Here is a 15,728-nt window from a genome sequence, read left to right as displayed (position 1 = left end):
TTCCGGATGCGGGCGGTCACCGGGCCGCGGAGGAGGATTAGGCTTCCGCGGCCTTGAGGTCGGCGTCGGTGGCCTCGGTGGTTACGGGGGACTGCAGCGGCAACAGGATGATGAAGCGGGTGTCGCCGGGCTCCGAGCGCACGCGCAGATCGCCATGGTGCTTCTCGACGACGATCTTCCACGCCAGATCCAGGCCGAGGCCGGTGCCCTCGCCGAATGGCTTCGTCGTGAAGAACGGCGTGAAGATCCGGCCCTTGATGTCCTCGGGCACGCCCGGTCCGGTGTCGCAGATTTCGATGCGCGCCATATCGCCTTCGCGCATGGTGCGTACCGTCAAGGTGCCGCTGCCGCTCATCGCCTGGATGGCATTGTCGATGATGTTCGTCCATACCTGATTCAAATCGCCTGGGAAGCAAGGGATTTCAGGCAGTGTCTTGTCGTACTCCTTGACACACTTGATGGGCTTGTCCTTGCCGATCCGGTCGGCGAACATCATCAGCGTGCTGTGCAGCAGCTCATGGATGTCGGAGACCTGGAACGGTGCCCGGTCCATCTGCGAATACTGTTTCGCACCGGCCAGCAGCGCAGAGATGCGCTTGGACGCCTCGGTGATCTGATTCATCATCAGCTCGGAGTCGATGGTGTACTTCAGCCAGCCCATCGCGCCCTGCAGTGACGCGGACGCGTCGACCTCGTCGATCGATGCGGAGATGCGTTCCAGCCAGTCGGTGTCGAGCCCGGCGTCGACGAATGTCGGGGCATAGTCCCAGGCGCCGACGATGTCGTGGTCGTCGAGCCAGTCACCGATCTGGTCCTCGCGATCGGAGGCCTCCAGCGCGGTGAGCTCCTGGGCCTTGGATTTGGCCACCTGTTCGGCGACTTCCTCCTGAATCGTGACCAGGACGCGCAGACCTTCCGGGCTGAACTTGCCGTCGGCCAGCATCGCCAACTTGTGCCGCATCCCGGCGACTTTTTCCCGCAGGTCCGAGACGGCGCGAGCGGTGGCGGCGGCCGGGTTGTTGAGCTGATGGGTCAGGCCCGCGGTGATGTTGCCCAGCGCGAGCAGTTTCTCCCGCTGGTCGATGATCTGCCGCTGCCGCAGCCCGCCGACCTTGAGGCCGTCGAGCAGATGGACCGCCATCGGGAACTCTTCTTTGACGAAGTGACCGAAGGCGTGGGCGTCGAGGACGAAGAACTTCGACGGCTTGGTGACCCGGACCGAGGACTCGTAGAGCTGCGGCACATCCGGTACGAAGGCACTCCAGGCGCCGCAGTACACGCCGCGCTGCGACGTGCGGTTGGTTTCGATGTCGTCGCCGCCGGAGCGCTTGGACATCACCAATTCGCCCTCGATCATCACGTAGAAGCACGTCGCGGGCTCACCTTCGACGCAGATCGGGCCCGGCTCGAAGGTGGCGATATGGCCGTTTTTGCACAACGTGGCCAGCTGCTCGTCGGACAGCGACTCGAACAAGAACAATGTCCGCAATTCTTCGGGTAGACACCGATCACCCATAGTCCTACCGTCCTTTCACAGCTCAGGGGCTATTTCGCCCTGCCTCTACGCCTCGGCCAGATACCGATGGACGAGCATCACCGCCATCGATCCTTCGCCTACGGCGGCCGCAACCCGCTTGGCGGATTCCGAACGCACATCTCCTGCAACAAACACACCGGGCACACTTGTTTCCAGATGATGTGGTGGACGTTCCAGCGGCCACCGGGAGCAGGCCTTCAGATCGGGTCCGGCCAGGATGAATCCGTGATCGTCGCGGGCGACGACATCGTCGAGCCATTCGGTCAGCGGGGCCGCGCCGATGAAGATGAACAACCGCGCGGCGCTGACTTCCTCGACCGCCCCTGAATTCCGGTTCACCAGATAGAGGTTCTCCAGGTGGCCGTCCCCTGCGGCGCGCTGAACCTCGGTACAGGTGCGGACGGTGATCCTGGGGTTGGCCTCGATCTGCTGGATCAGGTAGTAGGACATCGACGCTTCCAACGACGGGCCGCGGACCACGAGGGTGACGGATCTGGCGTCGCGCGACAGGTACATCGCCGCCTGGCCGGCGGAATTGGCTCCGCCGACGATGTAGACGTCTTCGTCTTCACACTCCGACGCCACCGAATTCGCGGCGCCGTAGTAGATGCCTTTACCGGTCAGATCCACACAACCTTCGGCCTGCAGCTGCCGGTAGGAGACTCCGGTCGCGAGGATCACCGCGCGTGCGTCGATCGACGTGCCGTCGGCGAACTTGATGGTTTTCACCGGTCCGTTGACTTCCAGCGCGACGGCCTCCCGCGTGGTGATCAGCTCGGCGTTGAATTTCTCGGCCTGCCGACGGGCCCGGTCGGCCAGCTGACTGCCCGACACCCCGTCCGGGAAGCCCAGGTAGTTCTCGATCCGGGAGCTTTGTCCCGCCTGGCCACCGGTGGCGGTGCGTTCGATCAGGACGGTGTCGAGACCCTCCGAGGCGCCGTAGACCGCGGCCGCCAAGCCGGCGGGGCCACCACCGATGACGACGAGGTCGTAAAACTCCTCGGACGGGGTGGTCGACAGGCCCAGCCGGTCGGCCAGTTCGGTCTCGGACGGGTTGACCATGGGTTGGCCCTGTTCGGTGATGACCACCGGCAGGGTTCGGTCGTCCAGTCCCGCGGCTTCCAGCATTCGCTGACCTTCGGGCTCATCGGCCATGAACCAGTGGTAGGGCAGCCGGTTGCGGGCCAGGAAGTCCCGCACTTCCGCCGACCGGGCGTTCCATCGATGCCCGATGATCTTGGTGTGGGGGATGGGTCGGTCGCCGGCCGCTCGCCAGGCATCCAGGAGACCGTCGATGACGGGGTAGAGCTTCTCCTCGGGCGGATCCCACGGTTTGAGCAGATAGTGGTCCAGGTCGACGACGTTGATCGCGTCGATCGCCGCGTGGGTGTCGGCGTAGGCGGTCAGCAGCACGCGACGGGCCAGCGGGAACAGGTCCATCGCCTGCTCGAGGAACTCGATCCCGCTCATCTGCGGCATCCGGTAGTCGGCGACGAAGACCGCGACGGTCTCGCCCCGCAGTTTGAGTTCCTTCAGGGCGTCGAGGGCGTCAGGCCCCGACTCGGCCCGCACGATCCGATAGCTCTCGCCGTAGTGCCGACGCAGATCACGGGCGACCGCTCGCGATACCGAGGGATCGTCGTCGACGGAGAGAATTATGGGTTTTGGGGCCTGTTTTTCAGATCCGGTCATCGCTTGTAAGTATGCGCCGGGCAGGCGCGGTAGTCACAGGTGGGAAGCGGCGTTACTCGGTTGGCGAAACCGCCGGGGTCCCGCTGGGTAAGCGGGGCGGCCCGATCGATTCCGGACGCCGTCGGCGACTCCACCACCTCGGTGGCCGCCGGCGGGCCGACTTGCCGCAGCCCGGCTGCCCGCTACGATCCCTGTATCCGCTGCCCGTCGCTGGTGGCGGCAGTTTTGGAGCCTGGCCGCCGAGCGGGTATCGTAGATCAACGGTGCGGTTTTCGCGCCGACTCTTTGCGTGCCTGTTGTAGAAGTTCTCGGAATTTCCGACTCCTGGCTTACGTTATTTGCAGTCGGAGCTGATGCTGCGCCGAGCACGGCGCGCTACGAACAGCATTCAGATACGAAACCAGAGAAGAACCCGAAGCAGAACAGAGGATTGCCGGAAAGTATGGCCAAGAAAGACGGAGCCATCGAGGTCGAGGGCCGCGTGGTCGAGCCCCTGCCCAATGCGATGTTTCGCATTGAGCTGGAAAACGGACACAAGGTGCTCGCGCACATCAGCGGCAAGATGCGGCAGCACTACATCCGCATCCTGCCCGAGGACCGAGTGGTAGTGGAGCTGTCTCCCTACGACCTGTCCCGTGGCCGCATTGTGTACCGGTACAAGTAAGAAATTCAGGCCGCGAATATCAGCTTGAATCCCTATCACTCCAGACAAAGACAGGATCGCGACAGCCGTGAAGGTGAACCCGAGCGTCAAGCCGATCTGCGACAAGTGCAGGGTGATCCGCCGGCACGGGCGGGTCATGGTGATCTGCTCTGATCCGCGCCACAAGCAGCGCCAGGGCTAAGTCCCCGTCAGATCGCAGCAGTACCCCACAACTGAATGCAGAACTCCCAGTACCAGTGAGTGGCTGGCATCTTTAGAGATGGGCCTCTCATTCACGTCCGGCACGGAGGCCGGACCCCGTAAAGACGGGGAACGGACTGGGATCAGACCTCCGCAACGAAAAGGAATCACTGCCTGATGGCACGTCTAGTGGGCGTCGATCTCCCGCGCGACAAGCGCATGGAGATCGCCCTGACCTATATCTACGGCATTGGCCGTACCCGCTCCCAGGAAATCCTGGAAGCCACCGGCATCAGCCGGGACCTGCGCACCAAGGACCTCACCGACGATCAACTCGGTCAGCTGCGCGAGTACATCGAAGCCAGCCTCAAGGTGGAGGGCGACCTGCGCCGCGAGGTCCAGGCCGATATCCGCCGGAAGATCGAGATCGGCTGCTACCAGGGCCTGCGGCATCGCCGCGGCCTCCCGGTGCGCGGTCAGCGGACCAAGACCAATGCGCGCACCCGCAAGGGCCCGAAGCGCACCATCGCCGGCAAGAAGAAGGCCAGGTAACCCCGGATGGCACAAGCAAAGAAGGGTGGCGCTGCTCCCAAGAAGGGGCAGAAGACCCGTCGCAGGGAAAAGAAGAACGTCCCGCACGGCGCCGCACACATCAAGAGCACGTTCAACAACACCATCGTCTCGATCACCGATCCCCAGGGCAACGTCATCGCCTGGGCGTCGTCGGGTCACGTTGGCTTCAAGGGCTCGCGTAAGTCGACTCCGTTCGCCGCTCAGCTCGCCGCCGAGAACGCTGCCCGCAAGGCGCAGGAGCACGGCGTCAAGAAGGTCGACGTCTTCGTGAAGGGCCCGGGTTCGGGCCGCGAGACTGCTATTCGTTCACTGCAGGCGGCCGGCCTCGAAGTTGGCGCCATTTCCGATGTCACGCCGCAGCCGCACAACGGCTGCCGCCCGCCCAAGCGGCGCCGGGTCTAGAGGAGATAGAGAGACATGGCTCGTTATACCGGACCCGCGACCCGCAAGTCGCGTCGCCTCGGCGTCGATCTCATCGGCGGAGATCAGTCCTTTGAGAAGCGTCCTTACCCGCCCGGCCAGCACGGCCGCGCGCGCATCAAGGAGAGCGAATACCGCACGCAGCTGCAGGAGAAGCAGAAGGCCCGCTTCACCTACGGCGTGATGGAGAAGCAGTTCCGCCGTTACTACGAAGAGGCCAACCGCCTGTCGGGCAAGACCGGCGAGAACCTGCTGCGTATCCTCGAGAGCCGCTTGGACAACGTGGTGTACCGCGCCGGGCTCGCCCGCACGCGTCGCATGGCTCGCCAGCTGGTCAGCCACGGTCACTTCACCGTCAACGGCGTCAAGGTCGACATCCCCAGCTACCGGGTGTCGCAGTACGACATCATCGACATCCGCGAGAAGTCGATCAACACGTTGCCGTTCGAAGCTGCCCGCCAGGCCGCCGGCCAGACCACGATCCCGGGTTGGCTGCAGGTCGTGGGGGAGCGCCAGCGCATCCTCGTGCACCAGCTGCCCGAGCGTGCTCAGATCCAGGTTCCGCTCACCGAGCAGCTGATCGTCGAGTTCTACTCGAAGTAAGGCAGTACCCCCGGCTCCGCGCCTTCATCACGAGGGCGCGGGTCCAGGGGCCATCTATCGGCATCAAATAGTGGGTGCCGAGAAGGAGAAGGAAACACCATGCTGATTTCTCAGCGGCCCACCCTGGGCGAAGAGGTCATCGCCGACAACCGCTCGCAGTTCGTCATCGAGCCCCTGGAGCCGGGATTCGGCTACACCCTGGGCAACTCGCTGCGGCGCACGCTGCTGTCGTCCATTCCGGGCGCAGCGGTCACCAGCATCCGCATCGACGGCGTGCTGCACGAGTTCACCACCGTGCCGGGGGTCAAGGAAGACGTCACCGACATCATCCTGAACCTCAAGGGCTTGGTCGTCTCGTCCGAAGAGGACGAGCCGGTCACCATGTACCTGCGCAAGCAGGGCCCGGGTGAGGTCACCGCGGGCGATATCGTCCCGCCGGCCGGTGTCACCGTGCACAACCCCGAAATGCATATCGCCACCCTGAACGACAAGGGCAAGCTGGAGGTCGAGCTCGTCGTCGAGCGTGGCCGTGGCTATGTCCCCGCCGTGCAGAACAAGGCCTCGGGCGCCGAGATCGGCCGTATCCCGGTCGATTCCATCTACTCGCCCGTGCTGAAGGTGACCTACAAGGTCGAGGCGACCCGCGTCGAGCAGCGCACCGACTTCGACAAGCTGATCCTCGACGTCGAGACCAAGAACTCGATCACTCCGCGGGACGCGCTGGCCTCGGCCGGTAAGACGCTGGTCGAATTGTTCGGTCTGGCCCGCGAACTCAACATCGAAGCCGAGGGCATCGAGATCGGCCCGTCACCGGCCGAGGCGGATCACATCGCCAGCTTCGCGCTGCCGATCGACGATCTGGACCTGACCGTCCGGTCGTACAACTGCCTCAAGCGCGAGGGTGTGCACACCGTCGGCGAGCTCGTCGCCCGCACGGAATCCGATCTGCTGGACATCCGTAACTTCGGCCAGAAGTCGATCGACGAGGTCAAGATCAAGCTGCACCAGCTGGGTCTTTCGCTCAAGGACAGTCCGGCCACCTTCGATCCGTCCGAGGTTGCCGGCTATGACGTCGCCACCGGTACCTGGAACAGCGATGCCGGCTATGACCTGGACACCGACCAGGACTTCGCCGAAACCGAACAGCTCTAACACAATCCGTCCCGGCCCTACCTGATACGGGGGCCGGCCCCATTTAGGAGATAGTCGCAATGCCCAAGCCCACAAAGGGTCCTCGCCTCGGCGGGTCGTCCTCGCACCAGAAGGCGCTGCTGGCCAACCTGGCCACCTCGCTGTTCGAGCATGGCCGGATCAAGACGACCGAGCCCAAGGCGCGGGCGCTGCGGCCCTACGCGGAGAAGCTCATCACCCATGCCAAGAAGGGCACGCTGCACAACCGGCGTGAGGTGCTGAAAAAGATCCGCGACAAGGATGTCGTGCACACCTTGTTCGCCGAGATCGGCCCGTTCTTCGCTGATCGTCCCGGTGGTTATGTCCGCATCATCAAGGTGGAGAACCGCAAGGGCGACAACGCGCCGATGGCCGTCATCGAGCTGGTCCGGGAGAAGACGGTGACCTCGGAGGCCGATCGGGCCCGTCGCGTCGCGTCGACCAAGAAGGCCGAGCCGGTCGCCGAGGAAGCCCCCGTGGAGGAGGCCGCCGAGACCCCGCTCGAAGAGGTCGAAGCCGAGGATGAATCGATCGCCGACGCGCAGACCGCCGAGGTCGCAGAGGAAGCGGCTGATGCGGCTCCGGCCGAGGATGACGCCAAGTAACGCAGACGCACCGAATATGCCCGCCATCGACTCCGATGGCGGGCATATTCGTCTGCGCCTGGACATTGCCTACGACGGAACCGATTTCGCGGGGTGGGCGGCGCAGGTCGGTCAGCGTACGGTGGCCGGGGTGCTCGGTGACGCGTTGTCGCTGGTATTCCGGGTGGCGGTGGAACTGAAGGTGGCCGGCCGCACTGATGCCGGTGTGCATGCCACCGGGCAGGTCGCGCATGTCGACATCCCGGCCGATGCGATCGCGCGGGCCTACCCACGGACGCCGCGCCCACAGGACCCGGAGTTCCAGTCTCTGGTCCGACGGCTGGGGCGGATCCTGCCAGACGATGTCCGGGTTCGCGATATCGTCAGGGCGCCAACAGGATTCGACGCGCGGTTCTCGGCACTACGTAGGCACTACATCTACCGTATCTCGACGGCCCACCACGGTGTGGAGCCGGAGCTGGCCCGCTTCGTCGTGCCTTGGCCGCGGCCGCTCGATGTTGACGCGATGAACGAGGTATCGCGCGATCTGCTGGGGCTACACGACTTCGCTGCGTTCTGCCGGTACCGGGAAGGCGGCACCACCATCAGGGAGTTGCAACGCCTCGACTGGGTCCGCGACGGCGATCTGATCACCGCGTCGGTAACCGCGGATGCGTTCTGCTGGAATATGGTCCGGTCATTGATCGGTGTGCTGACGGCTGTGGGGGAGCAACGCAGGCAACGGGATTGGGTGAGTGGGCTGCTTGGTGCGGCCCGGCGTGCCAACGATTACAGCGTGGCGCCCGCAAAGGGACTGACGATGATCGGCGTCGACTATCCGAGCGACGATCAGCTGGCGGAGCGGATCCAGGTGACCAAGGTCGTGCGTCCCCCGTTGTAGTAGCTCAGAGCCGGCCCGCCACGAAGTCGACGGCCTGGTCGACCATTCCGGCTCCGATATATGCCGGGGCCAGGTGTTGCGGCCAGTAGTCCTGCCAGTTGTTGGGATCCGTCGGGTTGCAGATCGGGTCGTCGCCGTGGCACAGCTCGATGGTCCGGTCGCCGTAGACCGGGTTGAAATTGCTGAGCGGGCCGACCCACTGCGACCCGTTGCCGAAGACGGCGACAGCTGCGATGTGGTCGCTCATATCGCCGGGCAGCGGATTCTTGAATCCCATGAAGCCCATCGGCACGGCCAGCACCACGTCGGTCACGGCGGCGCCAAGGGAGTAACCGCCGAGCACGATTCTGGTGTTCGGGCAGGTGGCGGCAGTGCTCTGGATGCGTTGGCTCATGTCGTTGGCGCCGATATCGACCTGATTGTCGGCGGGATACTGCACCGAGTAGAGGTTGATGTTCTTGCCGGTTTTCGATCGCAGCCCACTGACGAACGCATTGCCGATCTGGCCGGCACCCGGCGGTTCGAGTCGGCCGCGGGCGAAGATCACCTCGACATCGGGGCACGCTGCGGAAGCAGACGGGATACCGATACCGGTCACCAGGGTGGGAGCAACAAAAAGCGTCGCTGCCGCCGTGATGGCGGAGATCAGTGTTGCGCAGCAAGTTCGCAGCCGGCTCATAGGCTCATGCTAACGAAGTAACTGACATGGCCGGAGAATTCTCAGGAGAGGGCGAGCTACACCAAACCGGCGATGAAGTTGGCTGCCTGGCCGGGGAACTCGCTCGACTCGTAATGGGTGTGGGCGAATGGATTGCGGCCGTCGCTGCAGATCGGGTCGCCGTCGCTGCACAGGTCGATGGAGCGGCCCCCGAACAGAGCACTGTTGGTGAGCGGCACACTGAATTTGGCGGAGGGGTTGCCGAAGACGGCGGCGCCGGCGATATTGCCCAGGACGCTGCCGGGCAGAGGTGCTGCCGACCCGACTTCGCCGACTTTGTTGCCCAGCGGCGGGATGTTGCCGAGCATGTCGACCACAGCAGCGCCCTGCGAGTAGCCGCCGAGCACGATCCGGGTCGACGGGCAGGTCTGCGCCATGGAGAGAATGTGGGCGGTCGCATCGTTGGCACCGTCGGCGGCTGCCAGGAAGTCGTAGGTTGCCGGGTAGTTCACCCCGTAGGTGCCGAGGGTGCGGTTGCCCAGCAGTGGTGTGAGGCTGTCTGCGAGGGCCTGCCCGACCCGGCCTATTCCGGCGGGTTCGCTGGTGCCGCGGGCAAACACCAACTCGACGTCGGGGCAGGGATCGGCGCTGGCCGACGGGATGCCCGCGGGCGTGGGGACAACGGCGGGGGCAATGAGCAGTATCGCCGCCGCGGGCAGGGCCGCGAGTGCGGTCAACAGCCTGCGAGCAGGCGCCGAAAACCGGAAAGCTGCTGCAGCAGCCGTTACTGAGCTCATAGAACTAATTCTCACACACGGCTAGGACACGACCGAAATCGCGGGCGATCTCTGACGGACGCGTCAGAGGAGCCCGGCGACGAAGTTCGCGCCCTGCTGGACCAGTCCGGCGGAGACATAGTTGCTGTGTGCGGCTACGTCGTTCCCGTCGGAGCAGATCGGGTCGCCGGCGATACAGAGATCGATGGACCGCGATCCGTAGACCGGGCTGGCGGTCAACGGCAGGCCGAGCCTGGTGCTCGGGTTGCCGAAGACTGCCAGCGCGGCGATGTGATCGGGTGCGTCGGGAGGCAGCGGCGCGTTGAATCCGATGGCTGGGAACGGAACCGCGGCCAGCACGTCGACGATGGCCGCGCCTTGTGAATAGCCGGCCAGGACGATCCTGGTGGCCGGGCAGTCGGCCATCGTGCCCTGGATGTGGGCGCTGGCATCGTTGGCGCCATCGGCGGCGGCGAGGAAGTCGTAGGTTGCGGGGTAGACCACCGCGTACACCCCGAGCGAGCGCCCGCCCAGTTGCGGCTTGAGGGCGTTGACGAATGCCTGCCCTTCCCGCCCGAGGCCCTGTGGCTGATCGGTGCCGCGGGCGAAGACCACCTCGACATCCGAGCACGCGGCATGCGCCTTGGGGACGCCGAACTGTGTGGGTAGCACAGTCGACGCGGTCACCAGGACGGCAGCCATGACGGTGGCGCCCACGGCGGTACGGCGGAAACGGTCAGTCATCACGTCAGCAGTTTAACGGCCGCTACCGTCCGGGGTCCGCAAAGCGACGGGCGGCAGCTCGAAACGTGCAGTGCTGAGATCCTCGACGACGCCGGCGTCTGGCCACGTCGCGGCGGTGACGACGCCCGATTTATCGCCTTGGCGAGCGAGCGCCAGACCGGCCAGCACCACGGCACCGCCGAAAGCCTGCGCGGTGGTCATCGCCTCACCGACCAGCAGCCACGCCCACAGCACGGCGAAGAGCACCTCGGCCAGGCCGACCAGGGAGGCGAAGCTCGGCCGCAACCGGGCGACGCCGCGGATGCCCAGGGTGTAGGCGACGGCCGTGCTGACGACGCCGAGCGCGATCACGGGGACCAGCCACGAGGTGGTGATGCCGGCGATGACGACATTGTTGGTGGTGAACGTCAGCGGCATGATGCCGGTCAGGCCCAGCAGTGCCACCGCCGCGGCGCCGACGATCAGCCCGCCCGCAGCCAGTGTGATCGAGTTCAGGCCGGTGCCATCGGAGCTGACTTCGTCGCTCATCATGAAGTAGAAGCCCGCGCAGACGGCCGCGCCGAGGCCCCACGCGATGCCGATGGCATTGATGTGGGCGCCGGCCAACCCGTGTTCGCCGATGATGCCGAGCACCATCATGATTCCGGCGACGGCCAGGCCGACACCCGCGAGTGTTTTGTTGCTGGGCTTGCGCCGGGTGGTGGCCCAGAGCCAGCCGACCACGAGCAGTGGTGCGGTGTATTCCAGCAGAAGTGCCACGCCGACGGAGACGTGCGCGACGGCGTTGTAGTAGCAGAGTTGGGCACCCGCGATCGGGATCAGGCCGTAAACCACCACGGTCTTCGAATGCGCGATCGCTTCGCGGAACCAATCCGGTTTGACCACTGTCGCGAAGATCGCCATCACGACGGCGCCGAGGGCGAGTCGCGCGGTGACCGCCGCTGTCGGGCTCCAACCGGCTTCCATGAGCGATTTTGCGAAGGGGCCGGACATGCCGAAGGTGAACGCGGACCCGACCGCGAACAGTAGGCCGAGCCGGAAATTGTCGAGAGCGGGCTTCGTCATCAGCATGAGGCACCTCCTCAAAGGTGTAATGAGTAAAAGTTCGTTTGGTAATGACGATAAGGTCGGCCAGGTCACGCGTCAAATCATTTTCGGTCATGACGAAGGGCTCACACTGCGCGCCGAATGTGGTGCGGGTAACAGGGGACACTGCCGGGCGATGGCGCCAGCCTGTGGATCGCTGACGGACCTAGTGCTGCCGCGCGTCTAGCGTGAGGCCGTGGCACGGTACCCGAGCGCCCGGCTACAGCTGAGTGGCCACCGGTTCCTGATGCGCAGGCTCGAGCGTGCGGTCCTGCTCGGCGAATCGGATGCAGACGCCGACCCGGTTCGGCTGCAATCCGTTTCGTTCTATGTGGGCGCATTGTTGGCGGTGCTCGGGGTCGCAGGCTGTGCACTGTTCGGCTGGATCAAGCCGGCCGCGGGTCTCGGTGACGATTCGATCTTGATGGACCGGGCTTCCGGGGCGCTCTATGTCCGGGTCGGGGCCACGGTCCATCCCGTCATGAACCTCACCTCGGCGCGGCTGATCACCGGTGTTGACGACGCCCCTCGCCAGGTGGCGGCCGCCGACCTGGCAGGAGTCGAACGCGGACCGCTACTCGGTATTCCGGGCGCACCGGCGGCCATCGGCCCGGCGTTATCGGCGCAGGAATCCGGCTGGACGGTGTGCGACAGCCCGGCCACCACCGTGATCGCCGGGCCGCTGTCCAGCGAGGGGAAGACCCGGGCACTGCCCGTGGACGAGTCGGTGCTGGTGTCGAGTCGCTCCGGTAGCACCTACCTGCTCTATAACGGCAGCCGGGCGCTCATCGACATGACCGACGCCGTGACTGTTCGTGCCCTGCATCTCGATGGGCGTACCCCGCGACCTGCGTCCCAGGCACTACTGAACGTGATCCCGGAACTGCCGCCGATCGCGGCGCCGGTCATCCCGGACCGCGGCAGTCACGGACCGCTGGCGCTCCCCGGATTTGCTGTCGGCGATGTCTTCCGCGTCGAACAGGCTTCGGCCACTGAGTATTTCGTCGTCCTCGCCGGTGGTGTGCAACGTATCGGTGCCGTGGCGGCGGATCTCATTCAGTTCGCCGCGGCACGGCCCGGTGCCGACATCACCGCGGTTGCGCCGTCGGCCGTATCCGATATGCCGACACTCGGGATACTTCCGATTGCGGAGTTTCCCGATCGGGTGGGCGCACTGTTGGCCGACGATGTCCCGGTCCTGTGCGCTTCCTGGCTGGCGGGCAAAGCCGCCCTCTACGCGGGTAGCGGGCTACCGCTGCGGGAGACGCAGGTGCCGATTCCACTGGCGCAGGGCGACGGCGCCGGCGCCGCGGTCGATGCGGTGTTCCTACCGCCGGGACGGAGCGCCTACATCGGCTCGACGGGTGCCGCCGCTGTGACGGGATCGCTGGTCGCCGATACCGGGGTGCGCTACCCGGTCGCCGATACCGATGCCGCCCGGGTGCTCGGGCTGCCCGATCATCCGGAGGCCGCACCGTGGCCGCTGGTGACGATGCTCCCGTCGGGACCGGAATTGCGCAGGGACGCCGCACTACTCGCGCGTGATGTCCAGCCGAGCGGCCCGCCGGGAGCGGGCGGCTGACAGGGCCAGCGCTGCGGCGGCCACCGCCGCGCAAACGCCGGCGCCCAAGAGCGCGGCGCGGCTGGCGCGGCGGGCCGTCGCGGGTGCCTGTGGGAGGTCGATCGGTCGAGCTTCGGTCACCGGGGTACCTGAGCTGATCGAGTCGGAGCTGACCGCGGCCAGCGGATCGATGGTGCCGTTTCCCACCACCGGATTCCATCCAGCCGCCGGTCGATGGGCGGTCGCCTCGATCCGTTGCATCACCTGGCGGGCCGTCAGTTCCGGAAACCTGGCGCGCACCAGAGCGACCAGTCCACTGACCACGGGTGCGGCGTAACTGGTTCCCGAGATCGGGATGTCGCGGTCGAACACGGTCAGCCCGTCGACAATCCCGCTCCCCGCGGGATCCAGTGACACCATGTCCTCCCCGGGGGCCGCGACGTCGACCCACGGTCCGGCGAGGCTGAACGACGACGGGGATCCGTCGGTCCCGAGGGCGCCGACCGTCAGGACATAGTCGTCGTACCAGGCCGGGCTGACCGCGACAGTGGCAGTGTCCCAGCTCAATCCGGTGGTCTCGGTTTGCTTGGGGCATTGGCTCGCACCACCCACATTGCCTGCGGCGGCGACCACGACGACATCCAACACATCGACGGCATAGGCGAGTGCGGCGCCGAGGGCACGGTCGTCGAGGGGGCCGGCCGCGCAGGCCACCGACGAGATGTTGATGACGGTCGCGCCGCGGTCGGCCGCGGTGCGAACGGCCATCGCCATCGTGTCGACGTCGCCGAACCCTGTGACCGACGGATTCGCGGTGGGGCCGAATTTCGTACTGGACTGCCGGATCGAGAGCACGGTCGCAGCGGGGGCCAGGCCGGCGAATCCCACCTGGTCTGTCGAGTCCGGTGCCGCGGCGATGATGCCGGCCACGATCGTGCCGTGTCCGTCGCAGTCCTGGGCGCCGTCGCCCGCCGCTACGTAGTCACCGCCCGCTTCGAGATGGGCCAGCCGCGGATGCCGGTTCACTCCGGTGTCGATGACGGCAACCCGTTGCCCCTCACCGCGGGTCAGTCGCCACACCGAGGTCATGTCGAGGGTATGCAGTGGGTTGGCCGCCGGCGACGTCGCGCGGGTCTGCCTGGGTACCGTGCACATCTCGCGTTGCTCGGTCGGTTGCGGTGGCGCGGGCAGCGCCGCAGCGGGCAACCTGCTGCTGTCGATCGGCGGGGGAGTGAGCGCGCGGGCCGGCGGTGCACAGCACTGCGCAATGGTGATCATGCCGACCGTCGCGACACTGACGGCTCGACAGGGCCTCACAGGCTCATCCCGCGGACGAGGTCGAACACGCCGGAACTCCAGCAAGCCAACGGTATGAGAGCCGCCACCGCGAGGCAGTCCAGCAGGTCCAGACACCGCCGCAGCGGTGGTGCACTGGCGGCGGCGGGCGGAGCGAACCCGAGCCAGATCGCGGCGAGTGCGAGCACGGCTGCTGCACCGCAGAGCCATGGGGCCAACCCTGGGTCGGTCCACCACAGCGCCACGAAAAGTGCTGTGGTGGAAAGTGTTCCCGCGAACAGCAGGCCCGACCGGCGGAGGAGATGGTGATGCACCCGGGACCGCAGAATCAGCAGCACCGCGAGGGTCCCGGCGAGAACGAAATCGGGCGGGTCTCGGCCGTCGACGATCACCAAGGCGCCCGATGCCGTAGCGAACGACGCACCCATCACGAGCGCGGTCAGCACCTGCTGGGCGCGCGCCGACCTGCTCCGGAGCTCACCGCTGGACCGGGCGGTATCGGGATCGAGATCTCCGCCTATCGATGTCGAGAGTCCGGCCACCATCACGGTCAGTCGGCCGGGAACGTTCAACACGGCGGTCGACATCGTGGCCAGTACCGCGCCCGCTGCCGATGCGCGGAGGTCGAACAGCGTCGAGACGAGAGCGGCCGCGGCGATGAGAACTCCCAGGGTGATCGTCGCCAGCAGGGTGGTGCGGCCATGCCGAGTGGCGCGGGTGGCGATCGTGGCCGTCGCCGCGGTTGCTGTCGCGCCCAGCAGCAGGCTGGGCGCTCCGAACCCGTCGGGGACCACCACCAAACCCGTCGTCCCGGCCAGGGCGATCACGATGAGCAGGGCGGCCAGTCGCGACTGCGACGACGTCCATGCGCCCGGTTCGGCCTCGGCGGCGCGCTCGACCACATCTGCGGCCTGCACCACCGGGTCGGCTGCCGTCTCCGATCCGACCGGCGCCAAGATCAACAGGGTTCCGTCGCCAATTCCCAGTTGGGACAACGACTGTGACGGGTTCAGTGCCGCCTTGCCCGGCGGATACAAACCGAGTGGAAACACGGCTGGTGGTCGACCGGTTCCGCCGAGGATGTCGTAGACCGAGGGGATCAGCTGCCCCACCGGGACCGTGGATGGCAACGCCATATCGGCCTGAATAGCGCCGGCAGAGACGGACACTCGACACATATCGCCTTCGGTTCCCGCGATCACGCGGTGACGCTAACGGCGGCGGACCCGGCCGTGTGTACATCGATGCACAGGTGAATTGCGGCGGTGGGTGGTCGCGCCTAC

General features: G+C 66.1%; 17 protein-coding genes. 9 read left to right on the top strand and 8 right to left on the bottom strand.

Annotation, left to right across the window (positions count from 1 at the left end; genetic code table 11):
- Positions 1–37: 37 nt before the first annotated feature.
- Positions 38–1,516: an ATP-binding protein gene (locus H7J73_RS15510; RefSeq protein ID WP_264068341.1), complete on the bottom strand. Its 1,479-nt coding sequence runs from the start codon at positions 1,514–1,516 to the stop codon at positions 38–40.
- A gap of 45 nt (positions 1,517–1,561) precedes the next feature.
- A complete protein-coding gene (locus tag H7J73_RS15505) occupies positions 1,562–3,229 on the bottom strand; it encodes an NAD(P)/FAD-dependent oxidoreductase (protein ID WP_264068340.1) in 1,668 nt (555 codons plus the stop codon).
- A gap of 442 nt (positions 3,230–3,671) precedes the next feature.
- Here H7J73_RS15505 and infA point away from each other — a divergent pair, with 442 nt between their 5' ends.
- The 8 genes from infA (at position 3,672) to truA (ending at position 8,324) form a co-directional block, all read left to right on the top strand.
- Entirely contained in the window at positions 3,672–3,893 is a 222-nt protein-coding gene (gene infA / locus H7J73_RS15500; RefSeq protein WP_003418601.1) for a translation initiation factor IF-1, read from the top strand.
- A 67-nt stretch (positions 3,894–3,960) separates the two neighbouring features.
- On the top strand, positions 3,961–4,074 hold the full coding sequence (gene rpmJ / locus H7J73_RS15495; RefSeq protein WP_003879483.1) for a 50S ribosomal protein L36: 114 nt from the start codon (positions 3,961–3,963) through the stop codon (positions 4,072–4,074).
- Between the two features lie 176 nt (positions 4,075–4,250).
- On the top strand, positions 4,251–4,625 hold the full coding sequence (gene rpsM, locus H7J73_RS15490) for a 30S ribosomal protein S13 (protein ID WP_264068339.1): 375 nt from the start codon (positions 4,251–4,253) through the stop codon (positions 4,623–4,625).
- A 6-nt stretch (positions 4,626–4,631) separates the two neighbouring features.
- Positions 4,632–5,048 carry a 30S ribosomal protein S11 gene (gene rpsK / locus H7J73_RS15485; RefSeq protein ID WP_005140014.1) on the top strand — a complete coding sequence of 139 codons (417 nt, stop codon included), beginning with the start codon at positions 4,632–4,634 and terminating at the stop codon, positions 5,046–5,048.
- Between the two features lie 15 nt (positions 5,049–5,063).
- Positions 5,064–5,669, top strand: a complete 606-nt coding sequence (gene rpsD, locus H7J73_RS15480; protein WP_264068338.1) for a 30S ribosomal protein S4 — start codon at positions 5,064–5,066, stop codon at positions 5,667–5,669.
- 99 nt (positions 5,670–5,768) lie between these two features.
- On the top strand, positions 5,769–6,821 hold the full coding sequence (locus H7J73_RS15475; RefSeq protein WP_264068337.1) for a DNA-directed RNA polymerase subunit alpha: 1,053 nt from the start codon (positions 5,769–5,771) through the stop codon (positions 6,819–6,821).
- Between the two features lie 59 nt (positions 6,822–6,880).
- A complete protein-coding gene (gene rplQ / locus H7J73_RS15470; RefSeq protein WP_264068336.1) occupies positions 6,881–7,444 on the top strand; it encodes a 50S ribosomal protein L17 in 564 nt (187 codons plus the stop codon).
- Positions 7,431–8,324, top strand: coding sequence for a tRNA pseudouridine(38-40) synthase TruA (gene truA / locus H7J73_RS15465; RefSeq protein ID WP_435405509.1), 894 nt, complete (start codon positions 7,431–7,433; stop codon positions 8,322–8,324). Before rplQ ends, truA begins: the two co-directional genes overlap by 14 nt.
- A gap of 4 nt (positions 8,325–8,328) precedes the next feature.
- On the opposite strand, the gene H7J73_RS15460 is transcribed toward truA, so the two are convergent.
- From H7J73_RS15460 to H7J73_RS15445, 4 genes are all read right to left on the bottom strand, one after another.
- The gene (locus tag H7J73_RS15460; protein ID WP_264068334.1) at positions 8,329–9,003 is read right to left on the bottom strand and encodes a cutinase family protein; all 675 of its coding nucleotides are present in this window, start codon (positions 9,001–9,003) and stop codon (positions 8,329–8,331) included.
- A 56-nt stretch (positions 9,004–9,059) separates the two neighbouring features.
- A complete protein-coding gene (locus H7J73_RS15455) occupies positions 9,060–9,779 on the bottom strand; it encodes a cutinase family protein (protein ID WP_264068333.1) in 720 nt (239 codons plus the stop codon).
- 63 nt (positions 9,780–9,842) lie between these two features.
- The gene (locus tag H7J73_RS15450) at positions 9,843–10,502 is read right to left on the bottom strand and encodes a cutinase family protein (RefSeq protein WP_435405501.1); all 660 of its coding nucleotides are present in this window, start codon (positions 10,500–10,502) and stop codon (positions 9,843–9,845) included.
- A 12-nt stretch (positions 10,503–10,514) separates the two neighbouring features.
- A complete protein-coding gene (locus tag H7J73_RS15445; RefSeq protein ID WP_264068332.1) occupies positions 10,515–11,567 on the bottom strand; it encodes an EamA family transporter in 1,053 nt (350 codons plus the stop codon).
- Positions 11,568–11,784: 217 nt separating this feature from the next.
- Here H7J73_RS15445 and eccB point away from each other — a divergent pair, with 217 nt between their 5' ends.
- Positions 11,785–13,170 carry a type VII secretion protein EccB gene (gene eccB / locus H7J73_RS15440; RefSeq protein WP_264068330.1) on the top strand — a complete coding sequence of 462 codons (1,386 nt, stop codon included), beginning with the start codon at positions 11,785–11,787 and terminating at the stop codon, positions 13,168–13,170.
- On the opposite strand, the gene mycP is transcribed toward eccB, so the two are convergent.
- Both mycP and eccD read right to left on the bottom strand, forming a co-directional pair.
- On the bottom strand, positions 13,120–14,427 hold the full coding sequence (mycP, locus tag H7J73_RS15435; protein WP_264068543.1) for a type VII secretion-associated serine protease mycosin: 1,308 nt from the start codon (positions 14,425–14,427) through the stop codon (positions 13,120–13,122). The genes eccB and mycP overlap by 51 nt on opposite strands.
- A gap of 35 nt (positions 14,428–14,462) precedes the next feature.
- On the bottom strand, positions 14,463–15,647 hold the full coding sequence (gene eccD, locus H7J73_RS15430; protein ID WP_264068329.1) for a type VII secretion integral membrane protein EccD: 1,185 nt from the start codon (positions 15,645–15,647) through the stop codon (positions 14,463–14,465).
- Positions 15,648–15,728 lie beyond the last annotated feature (81 nt).

It is taken from the genome of Mycolicibacterium komossense, from assembly GCF_025822605.1.
Lineage (GTDB): Bacteria > Actinomycetota > Actinomycetes > Mycobacteriales > Mycobacteriaceae > Mycobacterium > Mycobacterium komossense.
This window is presented reverse-complemented; position numbering and strand designations above follow the sequence as displayed.

Bases quoted from the DNA above. Each gene is read 5' to 3' on its own strand.
- H7J73_RS15455 (WP_264068333.1), bottom strand. From the start codon at position 9,779: ATGAGCTCAGTAACGGCTGCTGCAGCAGCTTTCCGGTTTTCGGCGCCT.
- H7J73_RS15505 (WP_264068340.1), bottom strand. From the start codon at position 3,229: ATGACCGGATCTGAAAAACAGGCCCCAAAACCCATAATTCTCTCCGTC.
- H7J73_RS15475 (WP_264068337.1), top strand. From the start codon at position 5,769: ATGCTGATTTCTCAGCGGCCCACCCTGGGCGAAGAGGTCATCGCCGAC.
- H7J73_RS15460 (WP_264068334.1), bottom strand. From the start codon at position 9,003: ATGAGCCGGCTGCGAACTTGCTGCGCAACACTGATCTCCGCCATCACG.
- mycP (WP_264068543.1), bottom strand. From the start codon at position 14,427: ATGATCACCATTGCGCAGTGCTGTGCACCGCCGGCCCGCGCGCTCACT.
- infA (WP_003418601.1), top strand. From the start codon at position 3,672: ATGGCCAAGAAAGACGGAGCCATCGAGGTCGAGGGCCGCGTGGTCGAG.
- H7J73_RS15445 (WP_264068332.1), bottom strand. From the start codon at position 11,567: ATGACGAAGCCCGCTCTCGACAATTTCCGGCTCGGCCTACTGTTCGCG.
- rpsK (WP_005140014.1), top strand. From the start codon at position 4,632: ATGGCACAAGCAAAGAAGGGTGGCGCTGCTCCCAAGAAGGGGCAGAAG.
- rplQ (WP_264068336.1), top strand. From the start codon at position 6,881: ATGCCCAAGCCCACAAAGGGTCCTCGCCTCGGCGGGTCGTCCTCGCAC.
- rpsM (WP_264068339.1), top strand. From the start codon at position 4,251: ATGGCACGTCTAGTGGGCGTCGATCTCCCGCGCGACAAGCGCATGGAG.
- truA (WP_435405509.1), top strand. From the start codon at position 7,431: ATGACGCCAAGTAACGCAGACGCACCGAATATGCCCGCCATCGACTCC.
- H7J73_RS15510 (WP_264068341.1), bottom strand. From the start codon at position 1,516: ATGGGTGATCGGTGTCTACCCGAAGAATTGCGGACATTGTTCTTGTTC.
- rpsD (WP_264068338.1), top strand. From the start codon at position 5,064: ATGGCTCGTTATACCGGACCCGCGACCCGCAAGTCGCGTCGCCTCGGC.
- H7J73_RS15450 (WP_435405501.1), bottom strand. From the start codon at position 10,502: ATGACTGACCGTTTCCGCCGTACCGCCGTGGGCGCCACCGTCATGGCT.